Raw genomic sequence first — 23,037 nt, forward strand, 5'->3', positions numbered from 1 at the left:
GCTTGCGAAACTCTCCGCCTACGGCGGGCCGCGTAAGCGGCATCTTCCTTTCCGCCGTAGTGCGATCCCCGCGGAGCGTTTTTTATTTCATAGGAGCACTTTCCTATGAAATAAAAAAATATACCTTCCTGTCCAGAAGGTATAATAAGATGTAAATCATATTTCAGGCCAGCCAGTCATAACGGGCCCTCTACTTTCTGCCTAATTCATACGGCGTCACCTGATATACGTAGTAATTGAGCCAGTTCGTATACAGGTTATTGGCATGGGAACGCCACTGGAGCTCCGGCCGGATCGTCTCATCATCATTGATATAATAATTCTGCGGTTTGTCGATGTCTAATCCTTTCGCCCGGTCTCTCATATATTCATTGTGAAGCGTAACCCGGTCATACTCCGGATGTCCCATCACAAAAATCTGGCTTCCGTCCTCGTCCATAGCCAGGAACACTCCGGCATCCGCGGATTCTGCCAGAATCAGGATCTTCCCGGTAGCCAGCAGATCTTCCCGGTAAACGGTCGTATGCCTGGAATGAGGCGCCAGAAAAACATCGTCGAACCCGCGCACCAATGGAACTTTCCGGTTGGATACCCGGTGTTTGAATACACCGAAGATTTTTTTCGGTGTCTCATGCTTGTGTATTCCATAGTGATAATAGAGAGCCGCCTGGGCTCCCCAGCACAAATTCATCGTGGAGGTCACATGTGTCTTGGACCACTCCATGATTTCTTTTAATTCTTCCCAGTAATCCACCTCTTCGAAATCCAGCAGCTCAACCGGTGCTCCTGTGATGATCAGTCCGTCAAATGTCCTGTCCTTTACTTCGTCAAACGTAACATAAAATTTATTAATATGACTGGTGGGCGTATTTTTGGATTCATGGCTGGATACGGTCATGAAAGTCACATCCACCTGCAGCGGAGTATTGGACAGGGAACGCAGCAACTGCAGTTCCGTGTCCTGCTTCACAGGCATCAGGTTTAATATACCGATTTCCAGGGGGCGGATATCCTGATGCAGCGCACGATTCTCATCCATCACGAATATATTCTCCCTTTCCAGAATTTCCTTGGCCGGCAATTCCCCTTTTACTTTGATTGGCATATATATCTCCTTCTTTGTAGTCAGATAGTTTACTATGCAACTAATCCAGATTATCATCTATGTTTTATTATATCAAGTTATATGAGGTTTTAAAAGTTTAGAATTTTATTCTATATGTCCGTCCTGCGCGGACAATCCCAAAATCAGCCCGCGATCAGTCCGAACTTCTTCAACCCATTGTAGATCCCCTGCTCCTGTATGGGATCTGTACGGTACCTGGCCCTCTTAAGCACATCCGGATACGCGTTCCCCATAGCAATCCCATATTCCACATATTCCAGCATTTCCAGATCATTATTGCTGTCACCAAACGCATACGTATCGCAGCGTTCCATCTGCAGATGCTTGAGCAGTTTTTGTATGCCCGTGGCTTTATTATGCCCCACCGGTACCATTTCTACAAACGGAGAATGATTATGGCAGACAAGCTGGTATTCCCTGGCAAGCATATGTTCCACAGACTCCCAGTGGTCCTGCGGCTGCCGTATGGCAATCAGTTTATTATACTCGGTATGATCTTTTTCAATGGGCCGGAGAACCGGCTGAAAGGCTCCTCCCAGTTGTTCCCCTAATCTGCGGTACTCTGCACTTGAATCTGCCGCATTATAATACAGGTACCGGGGGCCTTCCAGAAAATATTTCGCACCGGCCTGGTCCAGCAGCGCCGTGAGCCGCTCCAGCTGATCCGGTTCCGCGATTTTGTTAAAGATCACTTCCCCTTCATATTCGACATAGGTGCCCGCGCCGCAGATCATCCCCTCGAACGGGAGATCGGTAATCTCATCAAACACGGCCGCCCTGGTGCGCCCGGTACAGATCACCGGAATATGCCCGTTTTTCCTGAGCAGTTTAATACCCCTGCGGGTACTTTCCGGTATACCCACCTCCGAATTATACAGCGTGTTATCGATATCAAAAAATATAATCTTGCGGTCCATAGTTCCCTCCATTAAATACTCCATCCGCTTCGCGGCTACATCAGCGGCGCAAAAAGCCTCAGAATCCGGGCCGCCAGACGGGTCCTCCCTTTTAACTTCTTCCATTCGTCCGCGTGGATCTCCCTGCATTTTTTCAAAGTTTCCTGGAAATCCCGTTCCACCTCCCCGACCACGCTGTTCTGATAGAAGAAACAGCCGCATTCGAAATGCAGGTACAGGCTCCGGTAATCCAGATTGATGGTGCCCACGGTACAGGCCTCGTCGTCCGATACGAATACCTTGGCATGGACAAAACCGGGGGTATATTCATAGATCTTCACACCGGCCGTCAGCAGCTCCTTATAATAGGATTTGGCCAGAATAAACGCATACGGCTTGTCCGGAATCCCGGGCATGATAATCGCCACATCCACCCCTCTTTTGGCCGCGTAACAAAGAGTCTGTATCATATGATAATCCAGAATCAGATACGGGGTCATGATATGCACATATCGGGTAGCACGGTTCAGAATATCCACATACACCGTTTCCCCCATAGGCTCCTGATCCACCGGGCTGTCCCCATAGGGCATGACAAAGCCGTCCCCCGGCGCCGGGGTTTTAAAGGGTTCACAGGGAATGTACCGCTCAAAATCCTCTTTTTGAGTACCGGTGATATTCCACATCTGAAGGAACATCATGGTCATGCTCTTCACCGCATCTCCGCGGATCATCACGGCGGTATCTTTCCAGTGTCCGAACCGTTCTTTTGCATTTATATACTCATCCGCCAGATTGATCCCGCCGGTGAATCCGATTTCCCCGTCTATAACCAGTATTTTCCGGTGATCCCGGTTGTTATAATGGGTGGACAAGACCGGGCGGATGGGCGAGAACATTTTACACTGGATTCCATACTCCCGCAGCTGCTTCGGATAACTGTACGGAAGCAGCACGATGGAACACATGCCGTCGTAGAGCATCCGTACCTCCACGCCCTCCTGCACCTTGCGCTTTAAGATATCCAGCACCGTATCCCAGAAGATCCCTTCCTCCACGATAAAATATTCCAGAAAAATAAATTTCTCCGCCTCATTCAGCCTTTTCTTCAGCTCTTCGAACTTATCCTCCCCCAGGGGAAAATACGTTGCCTCCGTATTTTCATAGATCGGATAACCGCTGGTGGTCCCGGAATAGACAGCCAGCTTCTCAACCTGGGTATTTACCTCATTTAAATGCTGCCTTACCTGCGGATCCTGTTCCAGATACGGGCGGGTTTCCGTCAGCATCTGGGTATGCCTTAAGTTCATCAGCTTCGGTGTCCATTGGGTGTGCACAAACAGATAGAGAAGGCCGCCGAATATCGGAATGATCACAATCGGGACCATCCAGACCAGTTTAAAATCAGGCTCACTGGTTGAATTTACGATAAATACCACGACAAACAGGGAGATCAGGACAAAGACCCCATACACCCATACCATATAGTCTTCCAGTGCCAGAACACAATAAACCAGAAGGGCTACCTGCACGATCAACAGCAGAATCACCATAAGGCTTCTGCCGTAGATCACACCAAACACCTTTTTCTTGCTCCTCTTCATCCGCGATTCAGTCATCACTTCTCCTCCTTCGTACCCTGTCAGTATCTCATTGGAGCAGAGCCAGGAACTCTTCCTCCGATATAACCGGCACATTCAGCTCCCTGGCCTTTTTATTTTTCGAAGACCCAGACGCGGTATCATTGTTGATCAGATAGCTCGTCTTGGATGTTACGGTGCCGGTCACTTTCCCGCCCTTCGCCTCAATCAGCTCTTTTAATTCCGCCCGGTTGGCGAAGTGCTCCACGCTTCCGGTAATGACGAATACCCGCCCCTCCAGAACCTGTTCCTCATCCCCCGTATTCTCTTTTTCGATATGCAGTTCTTTCAGCAAATGATCGAACCGGCGGCTGTTTTCCTCATCCGCGAAATAATCCACAAAGCTTTGGGCGATCACAGGGCCGATCCCATTGATCCCGCTTAACTCTTCCGCAGTCGCCTGCCTCATTTTCTCTGCGTCATATTGATATTCCCGGCAGATCATTTTCGCGTTGGCCAGCCCGATGTTGGAGATGCCCAAACTGTAAATAACCCGCGGAAGTGTGGTATTTCTGGCATTTTCGATGCTCGTCATCAGGTTCTCATAGGATTTTTCCCCGAAACCCTCCATCTCCACGATCTCATCCCTGTAATCCGACAGATGGAACAGATCCGCAAACTCGTGAATATACCCGCGCCCGATCATTTTCTCCAGCGTCATCTCCGACAGGCCGTCTATATTCAGCGCGTCCCTGCTGACAAACAGGGTGAATGCCTTCAGACGCTTCGCCTCGCATTTGGGATTCACACAGTAAAGCGATTCCACCTCATTCACCTGGCGGATCTGTGTCGGCCCGCCGCATACGGGACAGACCTTTGGGATATCACTTACCCCGCTCCGGGTCAGATTTTCCGCGATCTGGGGAATAATCATATTCGCCTTATACACTTCAATCGTATCGCCCACCCCCAGCTGCAGTGCTTTCATGATACTGATATTATGCACGCTGGCCCGGCTGACCGATGTCCCCTCCAGCTCCACAGGCTCAAAGATCGCCACCGGATTGATCAGACCCGTCCGGGAAGGGCTCCACTCTATCTGCGTAAGCCTGGTCTCCCGTATTTCGTCGGCCCATTTGAATGCCATGGCACTCCGGGGAAATTTGGACGTATTTCCCAGAGACAGACCGTATTCAATATCATCCAGGAGCAGAACCAGCCCATCCGACGGAAAATCATTGTCGCTGATCCTCCCGGCAAAAGAGGCTACGACCTCCTTCAAATTCCCCCCATCAACCATCACATGCTCCACCACATCAAATCCCTGTCCCATCAGCCAGTCAAACTGCTTCATCCGAGAATTTTCAAAATCAACCCCGTCTGCCTTGACGAGAGCAAACGCCATAAAATGCACATTCCTCTTTGCTGTAATCTCATTATTCAACTGCCTTACGGAACCGCTGCACAGATTCCGGGGGTTTTTATATTTCGCGTCCACATCCTCGATCTCATCATTGATCCGGTTAAAATCCGAATAGGTAATCACCGCCTCGCCTCTTAGGATCAGTTCCCCTTTATAGCTGATATTCAGCGGTACATTTTTAAAGACACGGGCGTTATTCGTGATCACCTCGCCCACTTCACCGTTTCCCCGGGTGACCGCCTTCACCAGCGTTCCCTCCCGGTAAGTCAGTACGATCGTAAGCCCGTCCAGCTTCCAGGACAGTACCGCCTGCTGATCCTTCAGCCACTCCTGCAGCTCATCCACGCTCTTCGTCTTATCCAGCGAAAGCATAGGCGACTCATGCTGCTCTTTGGGCAGTTCACTGACCGCCTCATAACCCACATGAACCGTAGGGCTCGACGCTAAGACCACCCCTGTATCTTTTTCCATCTGCACCAGTTCATCATACAGCTTATCATACTCAAAATTGCTCATGATCTCCCGGTCTTCCTGATAATAAGCTCTTCCTGCCCGGTTCAGCAGCTCGACAAGTTCCCTCATTCTCCCTATCTGTTCAGCCATTCGTTCTCTCCTCAATCACTGTCGTATTCGATGAATCTCTGATCAATTCCTGCAGCGTCCGCCACTCCTGCGGCGTCACCCTGCGGTAAGCGCCGGGCTTCAGATTCCCCAGCCGTATATTCATAATCCGCACCCTGGTCAAAGCCGCCACCCGGTATCCCAGATACTCGCACATCCGCCGGATCTGCCGGTTCAGTCCCTGCGTCAGCACAATCCGGAACCGATACTTATCCAGCTTCTGAACCTCACATTTTCTCGTCACCGTATCCAGTATCGGGATTCCGCCGGCCATAGCCCGGACAAATTCCTCCGTAACCTCCCGATTTACCGTCACCACGTATTCCTTCTCATGACGGTTCCCCGACCGCATGATTTTATTCACGATCTCCCCATTATTCGTCATCAGCAGCAGCCCCTCCGAATCCTTATCCAGCCTTCCCACCGGATAGATCCTCTTCGGATAATGCAGATAATCTATAATATTATTCTTTTCCCTTTTTTCCGCCGTACATACAATCCCCCGTGGTTTATTTACCGCCAGAAGGATCATTTCCTCCTCCTTGCAAACCGGCCTGCCGTCCACCAGAATCTTCTGATCCTCCCTCACCTTCATCCCGGTAACCGCCAGCGCCCCATCCACCGTCACCTTCCCAGCCTCAATCAGCCGGTCTGCCTCTCTCCTGGAACAGACCCCAGCCTCACTCAGGTACTTATTCAGCCTAACTTCCTCCATACCGTTCCCTCCAAAATCCATAAGACAATCAACATATCCAAACCCAATCAAAACTGAACTATACACCAATATACGAAACGGACATAACGAAATGGACATAACGAAATGGACATGTCCCAAACCGGAATGGACATGTCCCAAACCAGAATGGACATGTCCCTTTTCTCCATTTACAGATAAACGCTTTCCTTCTCTTTCTCATCCTCAAAGCAGATACGTTCCAGTTTTTCCATCAGCATCTTTCTATGCACGAACCCTCTGATCAGAAGTCCCCCCATCCCAACGCAAAACAATACCATGCTCAAAACACCGGGATAAGAAACCTCCAGCAGCCCGAACACCCAGAACCCTGCCCCTGCCATCAATCCCATAGACAAAAAGATCAATAAAACCCCTCTGACAATAATCCCTTTCCCCTGAACTTTTACAAAATACGCCTCCCATTTCGCCCGATCCATATGCCCCAGCTTCTTTTTCAGCAAGAAAGCCAGCAGAATCAACCCCACAGCCAGCGCCTTCGCAATATTCATCAATATCAAACAGGTAATCAAAACAACACCCAGTCTCAGCATCCTTCACACTCCTATGTAAAAACTCCGCCAGAGCCAAAGCAGGGTCTGAAGCATTCAAAAATCCGGAGGCCGGCCGGCAGTTCCGGATTCCAGCCGCGCCCGCTGGAGAAGATCTCTTGTGTTTGCAAAAGCATGGCCGAATAGTGGAGGGAGACTCAAGGGAGAATGGCGGCCCTCTGCCGACATTCTCCCTGCTTTCAGAGGCTCACGGAACTGCTCATGAGGTTGCTTTTTCAAACACAAGAGATCTTCTCCGGCGGGCGCGGCTGGAATCCGGAACTGCCGGCCGGCCTCCGGATTTTTGAATGCTTCAGACCCGGCCCCCTCGCTCCGGCCCCCTCGCTCCGGCCCCCTCGCTCCGGCCCCCCGGCTCAGTCCCAAAGGCCCCTACAACAGCTTATGAATATCGTTAAACATCACGAACAGCATCAAAGCCAGCAGAAGAATCAGCCCGGTAAAATGCACCATTCCTTCTTTCTCAGGATCAATCGGTTTCCCACGGATCGCCTCGATCACCAGGAACACCAGCCGCCCGCCGTCCAGCGCCGGAATCGGCAGCAGGTTCATCACTCCCAGGTTGGCCGACAGCAGGATCAGCCAGTTCAGCATGGTCAGCCACACATCCTTGGCGGTACCGCCCACCTCCTGCACCTGTTCATAGGACTCTCCCACGACATTGACGATGCCCACAGGCCCGGACAGATCATTGATACCCACCTGACCGGTGAAGAGCATTTTCAGGCTCTGGAACGTGGCCTTGATCCAGTATTCCACTTCATAATAACTGTACTGCAGCGTCTGCAGCGCGTTGCCCTTCACCCGCGGCCCCGGACCTCTGACACCCAGCAGATACCGTCCTTCTGTCTCGTTGAACTTGGGCGTCAACAGGGTCGTATATTCCTTGCCGTCTCTCTCATAGACCACTTCGACCGGTTCGCCGCTCTGATTGAACTGCATATAGTTATTAAATTCCCGATATACATGTACGGAACTCCCGTCTACTTTCTTAATGATGTCCCCGGCCTGTATCCCTGCTTCCGCCATGGGATAGTCCGGAATCACCTCATATACGGACGGCTTGTCAAAGCCGATATTTCCTATAATAATCACTGCGCCGATAAAGGCCAGGATAAAGTTAAAAATCGGACCTGCCGCAACCACAGACATCCTGGCCCAGACAGATTTGGCTCCGAAGGATCTCTCATCCTCCACCAGACCGTCTTCCCCCAGCATAACACAGGCTCCGCCGAACGGGAGAAGCTTCAGGGAATATTTCGTCTCGCCTTTTTGTACGCCTACCAGAGTGGGCCCCAGGCCGAGGCAGAATTCCGTCACACAGATCCCGTTTTTCTTAGCCAGCAGAAAATGCCCGAATTCATGGAAGAGGATTAAGGCACTGAATATCAATATGGCTATCACTATTTTCAAAATCTACCACCTGCTTTCAATCCGGTCATAGACCGCTTGCTCTGTTTCCAAAATTTCATCTATAGTAGGTGATTGTATCACTTTTATATGATTCATGCAATCCCCGATGATATCCGGGATATCCAGGAACCGTATCCTTCGCTGTAAGAATTTGCTGACCGCCCGCTCGTTGGCCGCATTGTATACCGTAGGCATCAGACCGCCTTCCCGGGCCGCCCGGTATGCCAGTTTTAATCCGGTAAATGTCTCTGTATCCGGGTCCTCAAATGTAATCTGTCGAAGAGCCGCAAAATCCACCCGCTGTCCGCCCAGATACCGGCGTTCCGGATAGTATAGCGCGTACTGGATCGGCAGCTTCATGTCCGGCGTTCCAAGCTCCGCCATGACCGCTCCGTCCACATACTGTACCATGGAATGAATGATGCTCTGCGGGTGCACTACTACTTGTATTCTGTCCAGATCCACACCAAATAACCATTTCGCTTCCATAACTTCCAGCCCTTTATTTACCAGGGTGGCGGAATCGATGGTGATCTTCTGTCCCATGGACCAGTTCGGGTGCTTCAGCGCATCCTCCACCTGGATCTGTTCCAGCTCTCCCCTGTGTCTGCCGCGGAACGGACCGCCTGAAGCGGTCAGCAGTATTTTTTCAATGCGGGACGGATCTTCTCCGTTCAGGGACTGGAAAATCGCGCTGTGTTCGCTGTCCACAGGCAGAATCCGGACACCGTACTCTTCTGCCATAGGCATGATGATATGTCCCGCTGTGACCAGTGTCTCTTTGTTGGCCAGAGCAATGTCTTTTCCCGCGCGGATGGCTTCCATGGTCGGACGGATTCCGATCATTCCCACGATGGCGGTTACCAGGATCTCCGATTCCGGCATGGAGGCCAGCTTTAATAGTCCATCCATGCCGGACGCGATTTCCACTTCGCAGTCTTGGACACGAACGGCCAGGTCCTTTGCATGTTCTTCTGACCAGACCACCGCAAGCTTTGGCCGGAATTCACGGATCTGTGACTCCAGCAGGGTGATGTTCGAACCCGCTGAGATGCCTTCCACTTCCAGGTCTTTATTTTCACGGACAATGTCCAGAGTCTGGGTCCCGATAGAACCCGTGGAACCCAAAATCGCTATTTTTTTCATTGGTTATTTCCTCACTATAAAAAATAGTAGCACTCGAAATAGCCTCGCTGACTATTTCTCATGCATCGCACGTAAGTGCCTGAAATACAGGCACTAAGTGCTCATAGCTATAAAAACAGATAAACTAAATAGTATACTACCGGAGCTGTAAAAATGACGCTGTCAAACCGGTCCAGTATTCCACCGTGGCCCGGTATGAGCTTCCCGTAATCCTTCAGCCCAAAATTTCTCTTGATGGCCGAGGCCGCCAGGTCTCCCACCTGTGAGATCACCGCCCCGACCGCACAGGTAACGGTAATCACAGGCACCATATCCGCGGAGGCGTATCCGACCAGCACCATCACTTTCCCGAACAGAAAACCCAGAAGCGCAGCACCGGCGATTCCGCCGATTCCGCCCTCTATGGATTTCTTCGGGCTCAGTACGGGCGCCAGTTTATGTTTCCCGATCAGCATTCCCACGCAATAGGCACAGGTATCGCATCCCCAGGAGCAGATAAAGATCAGCCACACGATAAACAGGCCTTCCGGCATTCCCATCCTGGTTTTGTAAATGTAGGACAGCATGACCGCCACATAGACAACCCCAAAAAATGCGGTCATAACCTGTTCCGCCCGATATTTCGGATAGGTGAACACGTATACCATCATCAGTGCGATCAGGATGAGCAGCAGACACATCATCCCATATTCCTGCAGCATCATCTCCTCTTCCAGCTGGTGTTTCTGCATTTCCAGCCAGACAAGCCCATAATAGGCCACAACGCCAATGCCCGCAGTAATCATCAGCGGAGAACGAAAGGTCAGCTTCCCGACCTGGCATAATTCCTTAAGGCCGATCAGGGAGACCGCCGTCAGGGTAACCAACAGGACAGGCCCGCCGCTTATGATCGTGAAGAGGGCAATGATAACTAATACGATCGAGCTGCAAAGACGTGTAAAAAACATCTATTCTCCCCCCTTGACTCCGCCGTATCTCCGGTCTCTACTATTATACTTTTCGATAGCCTGCATTAATTCCTCTTTTGTGAAATCAGGCCAGGCTGTATCGGTAAAATAAAACTCCGTATAAGCCAATTGCCACAATAAAAAGTTGGACAGCCGCTGTTCTCCGCTTGTCCGGATCAGCAGATCCGGATCTGGTATGCCGGCCGTGTCCAGGTAAGATCCGAACAGCTCCTGATCGATGTCTTCTGTGCGTATCTTCTGCTTCTGCACATCCTCCGCTATCTTCCTGGCTGCCCGCGCCAATTCATCCCTGCTTCCATAATTGATCGCGATGGTAAAGTTCAGGCCATCGTTATCTTTGGAGGCTTCCTGGAGCTCAAAGATCCTGCTGCGGATATCGTCATCCAGCTTGCCAAGCTCCCCGATGACCCGGACCTTCATCCGGTTCTTCTCCGCTGTCTTCAGACAGGTCTTCATGTAATTGCGCAGGAGCTTCATCAGTGCATCCACCTCATCCTTGGGCCTGGCCCAGTTCTCAGTGGAAAACGCATAGACCGTCAGATATTTGATTCCCATCTTATAGGCGTCCTCGCAGATCCGCTCCACGTTCTTGCTGCCCTGGGCATGTCCATAGTTCCTGGGCATCCCGCGTTTCTTCGCCCAGCGCCCGTTTCCATCTAATATTATCGCCACATGCTGCGGAATATTCATTGATTTCCTCCTGTAAATGGGCGGCCCAAAAGACCGCCCACTTCTTATCTTATACCGTCAAAATCTCTTTGGATTTATCCTCAATCGATTTGTCCACCGTCTTGATAAACTTATCCGTCAGCTTCTGCATCTCATTTTCCAGATCCTTCAGATCATCCTCTGTGAGCTCACCGGCCTTGTTCTGTTTCTTTAACACCTCATTGGCATCCCGGCGGATATTGCGGATCGCCACTTTCGCGGCTTCCCCTTTTTTCTTGACATCCTTAACCAGTTCTTTTCTCCGCTCCTCCGTCAGATCGGGGAACACCAGACGGATCATCTTCCCGTCGTTGGTCGGGTTCAGCCCCAGATCCGAAGTAAGGATCGCTCGCTCGATGGCTTTTACCATACTGCCTTCCCAGGGCTGAATCTGAATCATGCGCGCCTCAGGAACTGTGACATTCGCCACCTGCTGAATCGGTGTGGGTGTTCCGTAATAGTCTACCCGGAGTTTGTCCAGAACATGCGGATTCGCCCGGCCTGCACGGATACTCCCGAACTCTCCCAGCAGATTCTCATGGGTTTTTTCCATCTTATACTCATATTTTTCTAATCTTTCATCCATGATATAGTCCTCCTTTATTCGCCTTGTTTATTCGCCTTTTTGTTACACTTCAATTTTAAACTGTCACTCTGGTACCGGTAAAGTCGCCTTTCACCGTATTCACAATACTATTTTCCTGATTCAGCCCAAACACCAGCATAGGCATTTTATTTTCCATACACATGATGGATGCGGTCATATCCACGACAGCCAGCTTCTTATCGATAACCTCCTGGATACTCACCTCGTCGTATTTCTTCGCATTGGGATTGGACTTGGGATCATCATCATAGACACCGTCCACCGCCTTCGCCAGAAGTATAACATCCGCCCCGATCTCTACCGCCCGCAGCACGGTTGCCGTATCTGTGGAGAAATAAGGATGTCCCGTTCCCCCAGCAAAAAAAATAACGAAATTATGGTTAAAATATTTTCCAACCCGCTCATGGGAATACAGCTTCGAAAACCCGCCGCATTCAAACGGGGTCAACACCTGTGTCATCATGCCTGCAGACTGGAAAATCTCGGAAACATAGATGCAGTTCATAAGCGTCGCCAGCATACCGATCTGATCCGCCTTCTCCCGGTTAATGTTCTCGCTGCTTCTGCCCCTCCAGAAATTCCCACCACCGATGACAATTCCCACCTGAATTCCCTCATCTACCAGAACTTTGACCTGCCTGGCCACCTTCATGACCGTAGCTTCGTCAAATCCCGTTTTCTTATCTCCGGCCAATGCTTCTCCGCTGAGTTTTAACAAAATCCGCTTCATACAAGCACTCCTTGTTCCTCTTTTTCCACCATTTTAACACACTTTCCGAGAAACGCCAATATAAAGTTGGAGTTCCCATAAAGTCGCTCACCTAAAATAAAAATGGACTCACCAAAGCAGGGAAGAGAGGAACGCGGCGGGGCCTTGGAACCGGGCGGAGCTTCTCGTGGGGCCAAATCACTTGAGACCGGGCCTTAGAACGGCTTACGCAGAAGGCGGGAGAACCTCGCAGGGCCTGGAACACTGTCCGAGCCCGCCCTTTGGCGAGTTTGTTCCGGGCCCTGCCAATAAGAGGTTCTCCCGTCTTCGTAGTTAGCCGTTCTTAGGTCCGGCCGAAGTGATTTGGCCCCACGAGAAGCTCCGCCCGGTTCCAAGGCCCCGCCGCGTTCCTCTCTTCCCGGCCCTTAGTAATAATATCTTAATTTAGTTTTAGGACAGCCCCTTCTATTCCAACTCAAACGCTCCCGTATACAGCTGATAATATTTCCCACGTTCCCCGATCAGTTTCTCATGGCTGCCCCGCTCTATAATCCGTCCGGCTTCCAGGACCATGATGACATCGGAGTTCTGGACCGTGGAGAGGCGGTGGGCTATCACAAATACGGTGCGTCCTTTCATCAGACTGTCCATGCCTCTCTGGACGATGGCTTCGGTTCTGGTGTCGATGGAGGACGTAGCCTCATCCAGGATCATGACCGGCGGGTCTGCAACGGCAGCCCGGGCAATGGAGATCAACTGTCGCTGGCCCTGGGAGAGGTTGCCTCCGTTTCCGGTGATTACCGTATCGTAGCCATTGGGCAGCCTTCGGATGAACTCGTCGGCATTGGACAGGCGCGCTGCCTCGAATACTTCCTCATCGGTGGCATCCCGCTTGCCGTAGCGGATATTTTCCAGAATGGTACCGGTGAAGAGGTTGGTGTCCTGCAGGACGATACCGAGGGAACGGCGCAGGTCCTCTTTCCTGATCTTGTTAATGTTGATGTCGTCATAGCGGATCTTGCCGTCGGCCAGATCGTAGAAGCGGTTAATCAGGTTGGTGATCGTCGTCTTACCGGCACCGGTGGCGCCCACAAAGGCTACCTTCTGGCCCGGTTCTGCGTACAGGGTGATGTCATGGAGCACGATCTTGTCGGGAGTGTAGCCGAAGTCCACATCGAAGAAGCGTACCTCGCCTTTTAACTCCGTGTAAGTGATGCTTCCGTCCCCGTGAGGATGTTTCCAGGCCCACAGGCCGGTCCGTTCTTTGGTCTGCGTCAGCTGGCCGTTCTCGTCATGTTTTGCATTTACAAGCGTCACATAGCCCTCATCCACCTCGGGCTCCTCATCCATCATTTTGAAAATACGTTCCGCACCTGCCAGAGCCATGATTACCATGTTTAACTGGTTGGATACCTGGCTGATGGGGTTCATGAAGCTTTTGCTAAGCTGAAGAAAGGAAGCGATGGCTCCCAGGGTCAGGCCGCCCACCCCGGCCACCGCCATGGTTCCGCCCGCAATGGCTAACAGGACATATTGCAGGTTGCCCAGATTCCCCATGATGGGCATCAAAATATTAGCAAAGGTGTTGGCTTCTGAGGCGTCGTGGCAGAGCTTCTCATTTTTTTCATCGAAATGCCGGATGGCCTTTTCTTCGTGGCAGAAAACTTTGATTACCTTCTGGCCGTTGATCATTTCCTCAATGTATCCGTTCAGGTCACCGAGAGCCCGCTGCTGCCTTACAAAAAAGTAGCCGCTTTTGCCTGCGATCTTTCGGGTCACGTTCAGCATGAGTGCAACGAACAGGAGCACGAACAGCGTCAGCTGCCAGCTGGTGGCCACCATGGCGCAGAATACCGCCAGAATGGTAATGACCGATGAGAACATCTGGGGAATGCTCTGGGAGATCATCTGCCTTAAGGTATCCGTGTCATTGGTGTAGTGGCTCATGATGTCCCCATGGGTATGGGTGTCAAAGTAGCGGATGGGAAGGGTCTGCATGTGGGCAAACATCTCATCCCTGATATTTTTCAGGACTCCCTGGGCGATGGCCACCATCAGCCGGTTGTAGAGAAGCGTGGCGATCACACCGCTTAGGTAGATACAGGCCATGACCGCCAGGGATCTGAACAGGGCGGTAAATACCGGTGATGCTTCCACCAGAAGAGGAGTGATATAGTCGTCGATCAGTGTCTCCAGGTACAGTGAGCTGGCCACACTTGTCAGAGCGCTCAGCACGATACAGATCAAAACCAGACCGAAGCGCAGCTTATACTGCCCCAGATAGGAGAGCAGCCTTTTTACCGCCTGCGGATTGATATCCTGCATTCCTTTCATTCCTTTTCTATTTCTATTGTCACTCATCCTGACCGCCTCCTTTCACCTGGGATTCATAAACTTCCCGGTAAATGTCATTGCCTGCTAAAAGTTCCTCATGGTTACCCACCGCCTGAATCCGGCCCCGGTCCATCACTATGATTTTGTCTGCATCCTGTATCGAGGAGACACGCTGGGCGATAATGAATTTGGTGGTATCCGGGATCTCTTCCCGGAACGCTTTGCGGATCTGCGCATCCGTTTTCGTATCCACGGCGCTGGTAGAGTCATCCAGAATCAGGATCTTTGGTTTCTTTAACAGCGCGCGGGCGATACACAACCGCTGTTTCTGTCCGCCGGATACATTGCTTCCCCCCTGTTCGATGTAGGTGTCGTAGCCATCCGGGAAGGAGCGCACGAACTCATCGGCCTGCGCCAGCTGGCAGGCATGGATCATCTCTTCGTCTGTGGCCTGCTCATTGCCCCATCGCAGATTCTCCTTGATGGTGCCGGAGAAGAGCACATTTTTCTGGAGCACCATGGCCACCTGGTTTCTGAGACTCTCGATGTCGTAATCGCGCACATCGATCCCGCCCACTCTGACCCGTCCCACGGTGGCGTCATAGAGGCGGGGGATCAACTGGACCAGCGACGTTTTGGATGCTCCGGTCCTGCCGATGATCCCGACGGTCTCACCGCTTTTGATATGCAGGTCCACGCCGCTAAGACACAGTTTCTCCGCGTCTTTGGTATAACTGAAATCTACCTGTTCAAAATCTACAGAACCATTGGGGACTTCTGTTATGGGCTGTTCTTTGTTTTTCAGATCACTGATCTCGGTCTTGATCTCCACGATACGCTCTGCCGAAGCCCGGGCCATCGTAATCATAACGAACACCATGGAGAGCATCATCAGACTCATCAGTATCTGCATCGTGTAGGTGATCAGGCTCATCAGCTGCCCTGTGGACATACCGTTTACCGGATCTCCCCCGGTCAGCACGATGGTTCTGGCGCCGAACCAGGAGATCAGTATCATACAGGCATAGACACAGAACTGCATCAGCGGCATGTTAAAGGCCAGAAGCTTTTCCGCTTTGGTGAAGTCCTTATAGATGGAACCCGATATCTTTCCGAACTTTTCTACTTCATAGTCCTCAGAGACATAGGACTTCACTACCCGGATCCCGTGCAGATCCTCCTGCACCACATTGTTCAGGGCGTCGTAGGTACGAAAGACCCGTTCAAAGACCGGATGGGCTTTTGTCATGATAAAATACAGACCGATCCCCAGGACCGGCACCACACCAAAAAATATCATGGCCAGCCGGCTGTTGATCCCGAATGCCATGATCATCGAGAAGATGATCATAAACGGCCCCCGCACCGCCATTCGGATGATCATCTGGTATGCATTCTGGACATTGGTGACATCCGTGGTCAGCCTTGTGACAATGCTGGCAGTAGAAAATTTGTCGATATTGAAAAATGAAAAATTCTGGACATTGTCATACATATCCTTCCTCAGATTCTTGGCAAATCCCGCGGAGGCTCTGGCGGCCGACTTTCCCGACAGGGCTCCGAACAGAAGCGATACCATGGCCGCCACCGCCAGCACAGCCCCCATGCCCCATATGTATTTCAGATTCCCGGTGTCGATTCCATTGTCAATAAGCCAGGCCATCATCATGGGTATGATCACTTCCATAATTACTTCCAGGGAGACATATACGGGAGCCAGTATGGAATCTTTCTTATATTCCCGTATGCTCTTCATCAATTCCCGAATCATAATGATTCCTCCTTTTTTATAGTTTGTATGCAAATTGTTTGCAGACGAATAGTTTGTATCCGCATAGTTTGTACCCGAACTAATAACAAGAAAAATCTGCCGTCTGAATCGTTTAAAATGGTATTCTAAACGTCTCCTACGGCATTTACAGCAAATTCTTCTTCACTTTTCCCAATAGCTCCAGCATCGTGTCCACTTCCCTGGCTGTCATCCCTCTGACCAGCAGTTCCTCCATCTCACAGATATTATGGTATACTGTCTGACAGATCGCTTCCCCCTTACCTGTAATCACCAGCTTTTTCAGTCTCGCGTCTTCCGGCACGGATATGCGCCGGATGATTCCATTCTTCTCCATCAGTTTCAGTATCCCGGTGACCGTAGACCTGGTTATGGAAAATTCCTGTTCCACATCTTTCTGGAACACATCCCGATGTCTGTTCTCCTGCAGGAAACGTAAGATCCAGCTCTGTACCGGGGTGATGCCTTCTATTCCACTGTTCCGCTTCTGCTCTTCGATCTTTCGGCCGATCAGATTCGATATGGCGTGAATCTCATGGCCTACATCTTTATCTCTCATCATAATACCCCTGACTTTGCTCCTCACTTTTTGTTCGGTTCCAAACAATTATAGGGTTTTATTTTTCTGTTGTCAAGTTCTTTCTGAGATGAATTATATAAAAATTCTGAGATGGATTGTATAAAAATTCGCCGATAGACCATCTAAATTTTTATTGCCAGACAGGGCTGTGCAGAGTAATTTTCATAAGACATACAGGATCGCCCATCTTTATACTTTTCAGCAGCTCTACATCAACCGCACAGGCAAATGCCCTTTCAAACAGCACTTTGCTGTAACCGGTAGTACACTGGCACCATGCAGCTGTCTCTAATTTTTCCACTTGAGCAAGCATTGGACAGGGACAGAAATTAAATTGCAAAAAGAGTTCACCGTTTTTACAGAAAAGCCCAGCGGCCTTCGCTTTCTCTGAATTCGCAAATTCTTCTATATTTTCAGCATCTGCCCTCAATTCCTTTACAAGCGCAAGTTTTTCCTCCATGCCGTAACCACATTGGCAGTTCATTCGTATTTTCTTGATTGTCTCAACATCAAATTTACATTCCATGCGGCGCATGGCGGACTTCACCCAATCAGGATTGTTTTCCTTTTGCGCAGAGTGTCCACAACCATACACCACTTCACTTGCTACATCCGCATTGCTTTTAGCTTTGACAGCTTCATAAATCACGTTTTCTTGAATTTTTCTTATATCAAACATACTTACCTCATCCCGCCTTTCCGTTACATGGCCCCTCTCGTGAAAATCATAAGACGACCTTCTTCCTATTGGAGCATTTCTAAATACTCCTTTACTATAGAAAGAAAGCCGCCCTGCTGACTTCTGAATTCTTGCTCTTATGAAACCGGGATACACAAATCCATAACAACGCTGTGATTGTCCCGGTCTATGTTGTGATAAATATTCAATCCATACCGCTGCGTCATCTTATAACCGCTTTGGGGGAGCCAAACAGTAAAAATTCCTTGTAATGTCTCAAAGATATCTTTGATTTCTCCATCGAAATGATATACAACCCATTGGCCGCCGCTGATCCACATGACATTGCTCAAGTTACAATGATGCTCCACTGTCATGCAAATATCACAGATACAATGTGCCGTGTCCGTAATGACCGGATCATTAAAAAAGCGCTCCACTAAAATAGTCTTTTCATTCATAAACACTTTGTACTTATCTAAGAACTGATACCAGTTTTTTTCCAGATCTACATAGTTTCCAATGAATCGTTCATACAGAACAAACAGGCCGTCCAGCTTTTGGACTTCGATTTGCGCGGCGTATTCCTTTGCTGTCTTGAAGTGAACAACCCGCTCTTGGGCAAAGGGATAGGCCATACTATGAGTAGGGATGGACTGCCTAAACATAGCTGGCGAAGTATCATGGTGTTTTCTGAATACAGAGCTAAAATTGGACGCACTATAACCGTAGTCTAAACCAATATCTGTGATAGCTTTCGTTGGGTTTAACTTCATGTCGATAGCACTTTGATCAACTTTACAACGCTTAATAAACGCATAGACGCTTTCGCCGGTTTCTTCCTTGAAGATTCGGCTGAAATGGTATTTCGATATAAAAAAATGAGCGGCTACGGTATCAAGCGACAAATTTTCATCCAGATGCTGCATAATATAGTCAATACTTTGGTTGACCAGTTTTTTCCTATCCATATACCGTCCTCAATACTTAAAGACTTTTTTAATCTTCTCTTTACGAGTAACTATTGGCAAGTATAATATAACACTTTGAAATTTCCGCTTCAAGAATGGTCTCCATTATTTATGTCTGCAAGAGCGGCGTGTTGCTGCAGGTTTGTTCCTGCATTTTCATTTGTTTTATTATTCCCTTGTCCAGAACCTTTATCTGTTTTGTACAAAAAAAGGGCGCCCTAGTACCTGTTTTACAGGCAGAACGATTGCTATAATTCTAGGCACGAGCCGTTCTATATCAGAACGCAAAATCAAGGTAAAGGAGATAGTCATGAAAAAGAAACGTCTTTTATCTCTCATTCTCAGCGCAACCCTGTTATTGTCGTTGGCGCCGTTCAATCCGGTATATGCGGAAAGCGCATTATCACCCACATCGGCACCGGAGCCGGAGGAATCCGCCGTCCCCATCACTCCCGGAATACAGGGAACCGTACCGGATGTCCCGGAGAATGTCCCAATGCCCAAACCGACTGATCCGGGTCAGAATAACCCTAACGGGCAGACACCTGAGGCAGATGCTTCAGATTCCAGCCATACCCAACCATCTGAAGGTGATTCTGCCGCGGACAATAGCCCGGACACCGCCGGACAAGGCTCCGATACAGACACCGGCAATGTGTCGCAAAACGGACTGATACCACAAAACGGTATACCGCCGCAGACTGACATTACGGCTCAGGCCGGTTCCACTCCACTACCGGATATTGACCTGCAGGCCAATGTTCCAGCACCGGCAGATATCCCGCCCAGCACGGACAGTGGACGCTATAAAGACCCCGCCCTGCGCATCCCCAACGTTATCGTCCAGGAAACCGATCCGGACAGCGGCCATACATATCCCCGCAACGTCGGCGGAAACCAGACACCCCGGGCCGCCCAATACGGAGTGTTCGACCCATCCGAGTGGGAATACTCCGAGGCGATGAGCGATGAATTCGACGGCGATGAGCTGGATACCTCCAAATGGTACCCCTATTATATGGATTGGTGGAAAGCAACGCCCGGTCCTGCGGTGGAGGAAGGCGATGTCACGATCCAAAAAGACGGTGACGTCAGCAAGCTTGTATTACACGGTACGAAGAACCGGGATCTGACCTTCGGTGGAGCAGCAAAACACAATGTCTACCGGGGCTTCGGTATCATGGGAGGCGCCAAGGATTATCTGAACTACGGTCCTAACACGAACGGGCTCCCCATCGTAAACCACGCCCCTTATCACGATGCGCTGGCTACCACCTATGGATTTTTCGAGGTCCGTACCAAATTCGATATCGGAAATGGATCGATTCCAGCGGTCTGGTTCGTAGGCTTCCAGGACGGAGGCGGTAATGAGAAGTCTGCTGAGATCGACTGGCCGGAAATGTTCAACGCCGAGGAATATCCGGGCCGTGACAATAAGCTGTCGATCTGGCATCTGAAAAATGTGGGTGCCGGCGGAAGCTGGGAGCGTCCCACCACCGACACGGCTATCGCGCAGTATCTGGATCCCGGTGAGGATTACCGAACAGATTGGCATACCATCGGTGTGGAATGGGGGGAGACCTATGTGCGCTACTTCTTCGATGGTCATCTGATCGGGGAATACGCTGCAAAAATTCCCTACCGCATGGTACCCATCATTTCCTTTAACTACCGTCCTTATAATAATGACGGTACGCTGAAAACCTCCACGGACGGCGCCAAAGCGGAGATGGAACGGGATTTTGAGATCGATTACTACCGTGTATGGAAGAATAAGAATGTCGCCGACCCTTATCAGGAACCAGAACTGCCGGAAAATGGAAATATTGCCTCTTATGCATATATCAGCCAATTCGGTCTCACCAGTGCTCAATATAACGCGACACCGCCTGAAATGTTCCAGGACGGGGATTACACAAAGATGGTATGGAGCGGCCTGCAGACCAAAAATGCGGATGGTTCCGATTATCAGGAGGAACATACGAAGCTTCCGTCATACACGTTCGTGGATTTTCGGGGACCGGTGGATTATAATACAGTAGTGCTCTACAGCGTACATGGAAAATCCCAGGCCCCCACCCTGGTCGATATCGAGATCAACCGTACCACCGGACGGATCGACGATGACAGTGTATGGGAAACGGTCGCCTCAGACGTAAGGCTCGACTGGCAGTCGGATTCCGCCCTGCCGGAGGGGATTGCCGTGAGGCTGCCGGAAACCGTGACCGGCAATACCCACATGCGCATCGTCACCAGGGAAGCTAACTTCCACAGCTCAGGCCGTTTCGGGCTCTCAGAGATCGAAATCGGTACAGATCTGGAACCGGTCCAATTTTCACTGCCGGAATATGAGGAGCCGGAAATTCCCGTCCAACAGCAGCTTCCGGCCCCCATCGCACACTGGGCCTTCGAGGGAGATACCCCGTTCACAGATATCATTGCCGGCAGGACAATCTCCCAATATACCGATTCCGGGGTAAAGAAACCGCTTCCCGAAGCTTCAGCAGAAAATACGCTGGCTGGGGGCACCACCGGCGCGTCCTATAACGGCAGCACTACAGCAGGTCTGCTGAACGCGCCAGTCTCCTTTAAGATGAATCAGGACTTTACCATTTCCATGTGGCTAAAAATGGACAAAACGCCCAGCGTTCTGGGCCACAACAGTATCCTGCTGCATCTTCCTACCGGCAAGGGCAACCACATGCTGCTCTCCGTAAATCAGGAGGACAATCTGCAGACATACTACGGGGCACAGGAACTAAAAGGCTCTACAAAACTGACGGCGGACAAGTGGTATAATGTCATGCTTTCCAAGAACGGGACGCAGATCAGTGTGTACCTTAACGGGAAGCTGGAGTTTACCGGCAGCAGCGGTACAAATTATAATTCCGGAAGCCTGGTATTAGGCAACAGCCGTGTGGGCCAGGAAAGCAATGCGCTGAGCGGCCAGTTGGATGAAGTTCTCCTGTATCAGGCACCCTTCACAGCAGAGCAGGCAGCCTGGTATTATTACAGTACCGAAACCGGCGAAAAGAACCGGATCTCTTCCGTCTCCTCTTTTGAGGATGTATATGTGGACGCGGGAACCGATTTGTCCACAGCCGTGCTGCCGGAAGATATACTCGTTCGTGTAGACGCTCAGGCCCAGGCCACCCTCACGCTGGACAGCTGGGATCTCTCAAAAGTCGATCCCGCTATCGGCGGAAGCTATACGATCACCGCACCGATCCAACTCTCAAAACAGATCAGCAACCCGGAAGGATTCACCGCAACGCTCAAGCTGCATGTGACGGACCGCAAACCGCTGCGGGAGGCTGTCGCTGCTGCCAGGGATCTCTACGCAGAAGCCGTGGAAGGGACTTCAGCAGGCCAGTATCCCACCGGCGCAAAAGGGGAACTGTTCAATGCTATCGAAGCCGCATCCGACAGCCTGAACCGTCAAAAGCTGCGGCAGGACCAGGCAGACAGCGCCGTAGAAGCCTTGGCCGCTGCTGTCGGGGTATTCGAGGGCAAGCGGGTTCCGGGTCTTAAGATCACCGTCGTAAACGGTACAGCGGATAAAACCGAAGCCGCTGTCGGAGAGATCGTAACAATTACCGCGGATGAGCCCGCAAAGGGAATGATCTTCAGGGAATGGACAAGCAGCAACACGGAGGTTACATTTACCGATAAGGCCTCGGCCACCACCACCTTCCGGATGCCGGAGGCGCCGGTTACTGCTACCGCAGTCTACGAGAAGGATTCTGACCAGCCATCCGATCAGCCTTCAGACCAGCCGTCGGATAAACCGGCCGATCAGCCTTCAGATATACCATCCGATCAACCGTCCGTCACTCCCCCGGCTGCTTCACCAAATCCTCCCGGGGACTCACAAAACGGATCCAACCATAATAACAATAACTCGTCTGATAATCATAAGGATTCCGATCGCTCAGTATCAGACAACACCCCGGCAGACTCCCCGCAGACCGGAGACACCGCACCTATCCTGCTCCTGATCGTAGCTATCATTTTATCAGCGGCTGTCTTTGCCCTACATTTCAATTACCGCAGGCGCAGATACAAATAAAATCAATTGGGAGTCCTGAATCGGAATACTATAAATCGCAGATTTGAGGAATCACGAAGAGCCCGGCAGCCGCCGGGCTCTTCGTGATCTATGCTGGTCTTATGGCACTAAGGCAT

18 protein-coding genes are annotated in these 23,037 nt (G+C 50.6%); 1 reads left to right on the top strand and 17 read right to left on the bottom strand.

The window, feature by feature from the left end; all coding sequences use genetic code 11:
* Positions 1–190: 190 nt before the first annotated feature.
* From metA to ABC831_RS23270, 17 genes are all read right to left on the bottom strand, one after another.
* Positions 191–1,105 carry a homoserine O-acetyltransferase MetA gene (metA, locus tag ABC831_RS23190; RefSeq protein WP_343250448.1) on the bottom strand — a complete coding sequence of 305 codons (915 nt, stop codon included), beginning with the start codon at positions 1,103–1,105 and terminating at the stop codon, positions 191–193.
* Positions 1,106–1,248: 143 nt separating this feature from the next.
* A complete protein-coding gene (locus ABC831_RS23195) occupies positions 1,249–2,148 on the bottom strand; it encodes a Cof-type HAD-IIB family hydrolase (RefSeq protein ID WP_343250449.1) in 900 nt (299 codons plus the stop codon).
* Complete coding sequence (cls, locus tag ABC831_RS23200; RefSeq protein ID WP_343250450.1) at positions 2,079–3,641, bottom strand: cardiolipin synthase; 1,563 nt, start codon at positions 3,639–3,641, stop codon at positions 2,079–2,081. Before cls ends, ABC831_RS23195 begins: the two co-directional genes overlap by 70 nt.
* A gap of 31 nt (positions 3,642–3,672) precedes the next feature.
* On the bottom strand, positions 3,673–5,628 hold the full coding sequence (gene ligA, locus ABC831_RS23205) for an NAD-dependent DNA ligase LigA (protein ID WP_343250451.1): 1,956 nt from the start codon (positions 5,626–5,628) through the stop codon (positions 3,673–3,675).
* Positions 5,621–6,361 carry a pseudouridine synthase gene (locus tag ABC831_RS23210; RefSeq protein WP_343250452.1) on the bottom strand — a complete coding sequence of 247 codons (741 nt, stop codon included), beginning with the start codon at positions 6,359–6,361 and terminating at the stop codon, positions 5,621–5,623. The genes ligA and ABC831_RS23210 overlap by 8 nt, the downstream gene beginning before the upstream one ends.
* A 170-nt stretch (positions 6,362–6,531) precedes the next feature.
* Entirely contained in the window at positions 6,532–6,933 is a 402-nt protein-coding gene (locus ABC831_RS23215) for a hypothetical protein (RefSeq protein ID WP_343250453.1), read from the bottom strand.
* A 387-nt stretch (positions 6,934–7,320) separates the two neighbouring features.
* Positions 7,321–8,361, bottom strand: coding sequence for an RIP metalloprotease RseP (rseP, locus tag ABC831_RS23220; protein ID WP_343250454.1), 1,041 nt, complete (start codon positions 8,359–8,361; stop codon positions 7,321–7,323).
* Positions 8,362–8,364: 3 nt separating this feature from the next.
* Positions 8,365–9,507, bottom strand: a complete 1,143-nt coding sequence (locus ABC831_RS23225) for a 1-deoxy-D-xylulose-5-phosphate reductoisomerase (RefSeq protein ID WP_343250455.1) — start codon at positions 9,505–9,507, stop codon at positions 8,365–8,367.
* Positions 9,508–9,614: 107 nt separating this feature from the next.
* Complete coding sequence (locus ABC831_RS23230) at positions 9,615–10,454, bottom strand: phosphatidate cytidylyltransferase (RefSeq protein ID WP_343250456.1); 840 nt, start codon at positions 10,452–10,454, stop codon at positions 9,615–9,617.
* Positions 10,455–11,165, bottom strand: coding sequence for an undecaprenyl pyrophosphate synthase (gene uppS, locus ABC831_RS23235; protein WP_158350335.1), 711 nt, complete (start codon positions 11,163–11,165; stop codon positions 10,455–10,457).
* 49 nt (positions 11,166–11,214) lie between these two features.
* Entirely contained in the window at positions 11,215–11,769 is a 555-nt protein-coding gene (gene frr, locus ABC831_RS23240) for a ribosome recycling factor (RefSeq protein ID WP_343250457.1), read from the bottom strand.
* Between the two features lie 55 nt (positions 11,770–11,824).
* Positions 11,825–12,520, bottom strand: a complete 696-nt coding sequence (pyrH, locus tag ABC831_RS23245; RefSeq protein ID WP_343250458.1) for a UMP kinase — start codon at positions 12,518–12,520, stop codon at positions 11,825–11,827.
* A gap of 444 nt (positions 12,521–12,964) precedes the next feature.
* Positions 12,965–14,860, bottom strand: a complete 1,896-nt coding sequence (locus ABC831_RS23250) for an ABC transporter ATP-binding protein (protein WP_425524619.1) — start codon at positions 14,858–14,860, stop codon at positions 12,965–12,967.
* Complete coding sequence (locus ABC831_RS23255; protein ID WP_343250459.1) at positions 14,853–16,604, bottom strand: ABC transporter ATP-binding protein; 1,752 nt, start codon at positions 16,602–16,604, stop codon at positions 14,853–14,855. Before ABC831_RS23255 ends, ABC831_RS23250 begins: the two co-directional genes overlap by 8 nt.
* 145 nt (positions 16,605–16,749) lie before the next feature.
* The gene (locus ABC831_RS23260; RefSeq protein WP_343250460.1) at positions 16,750–17,184 is read right to left on the bottom strand and encodes a MarR family winged helix-turn-helix transcriptional regulator; all 435 of its coding nucleotides are present in this window, start codon (positions 17,182–17,184) and stop codon (positions 16,750–16,752) included.
* Positions 17,185–17,332: 148 nt separating this feature from the next.
* Positions 17,333–17,881 carry a DUF6144 family protein gene (locus tag ABC831_RS23265; RefSeq protein WP_343250461.1) on the bottom strand — a complete coding sequence of 183 codons (549 nt, stop codon included), beginning with the start codon at positions 17,879–17,881 and terminating at the stop codon, positions 17,333–17,335.
* A 137-nt stretch (positions 17,882–18,018) separates the two neighbouring features.
* Complete coding sequence (locus ABC831_RS23270; RefSeq protein ID WP_343250462.1) at positions 18,019–18,852, bottom strand: AraC family transcriptional regulator; 834 nt, start codon at positions 18,850–18,852, stop codon at positions 18,019–18,021.
* Positions 18,853–19,162: 310 nt separating this feature from the next.
* On the opposite strand from ABC831_RS23270, the gene ABC831_RS23275 reads away from it, so the two are divergent.
* Complete coding sequence (locus tag ABC831_RS23275) at positions 19,163–22,921, top strand: LamG-like jellyroll fold domain-containing protein (protein ID WP_343250463.1); 3,759 nt, start codon at positions 19,163–19,165, stop codon at positions 22,919–22,921.
* Positions 22,922–23,037 lie beyond the last annotated feature (116 nt).

Source organism: Diplocloster hominis (assembly GCF_032380655.1).
Lineage (GTDB): Bacteria > Bacillota > Clostridia > Lachnospirales > Lachnospiraceae > Diplocloster > Diplocloster hominis.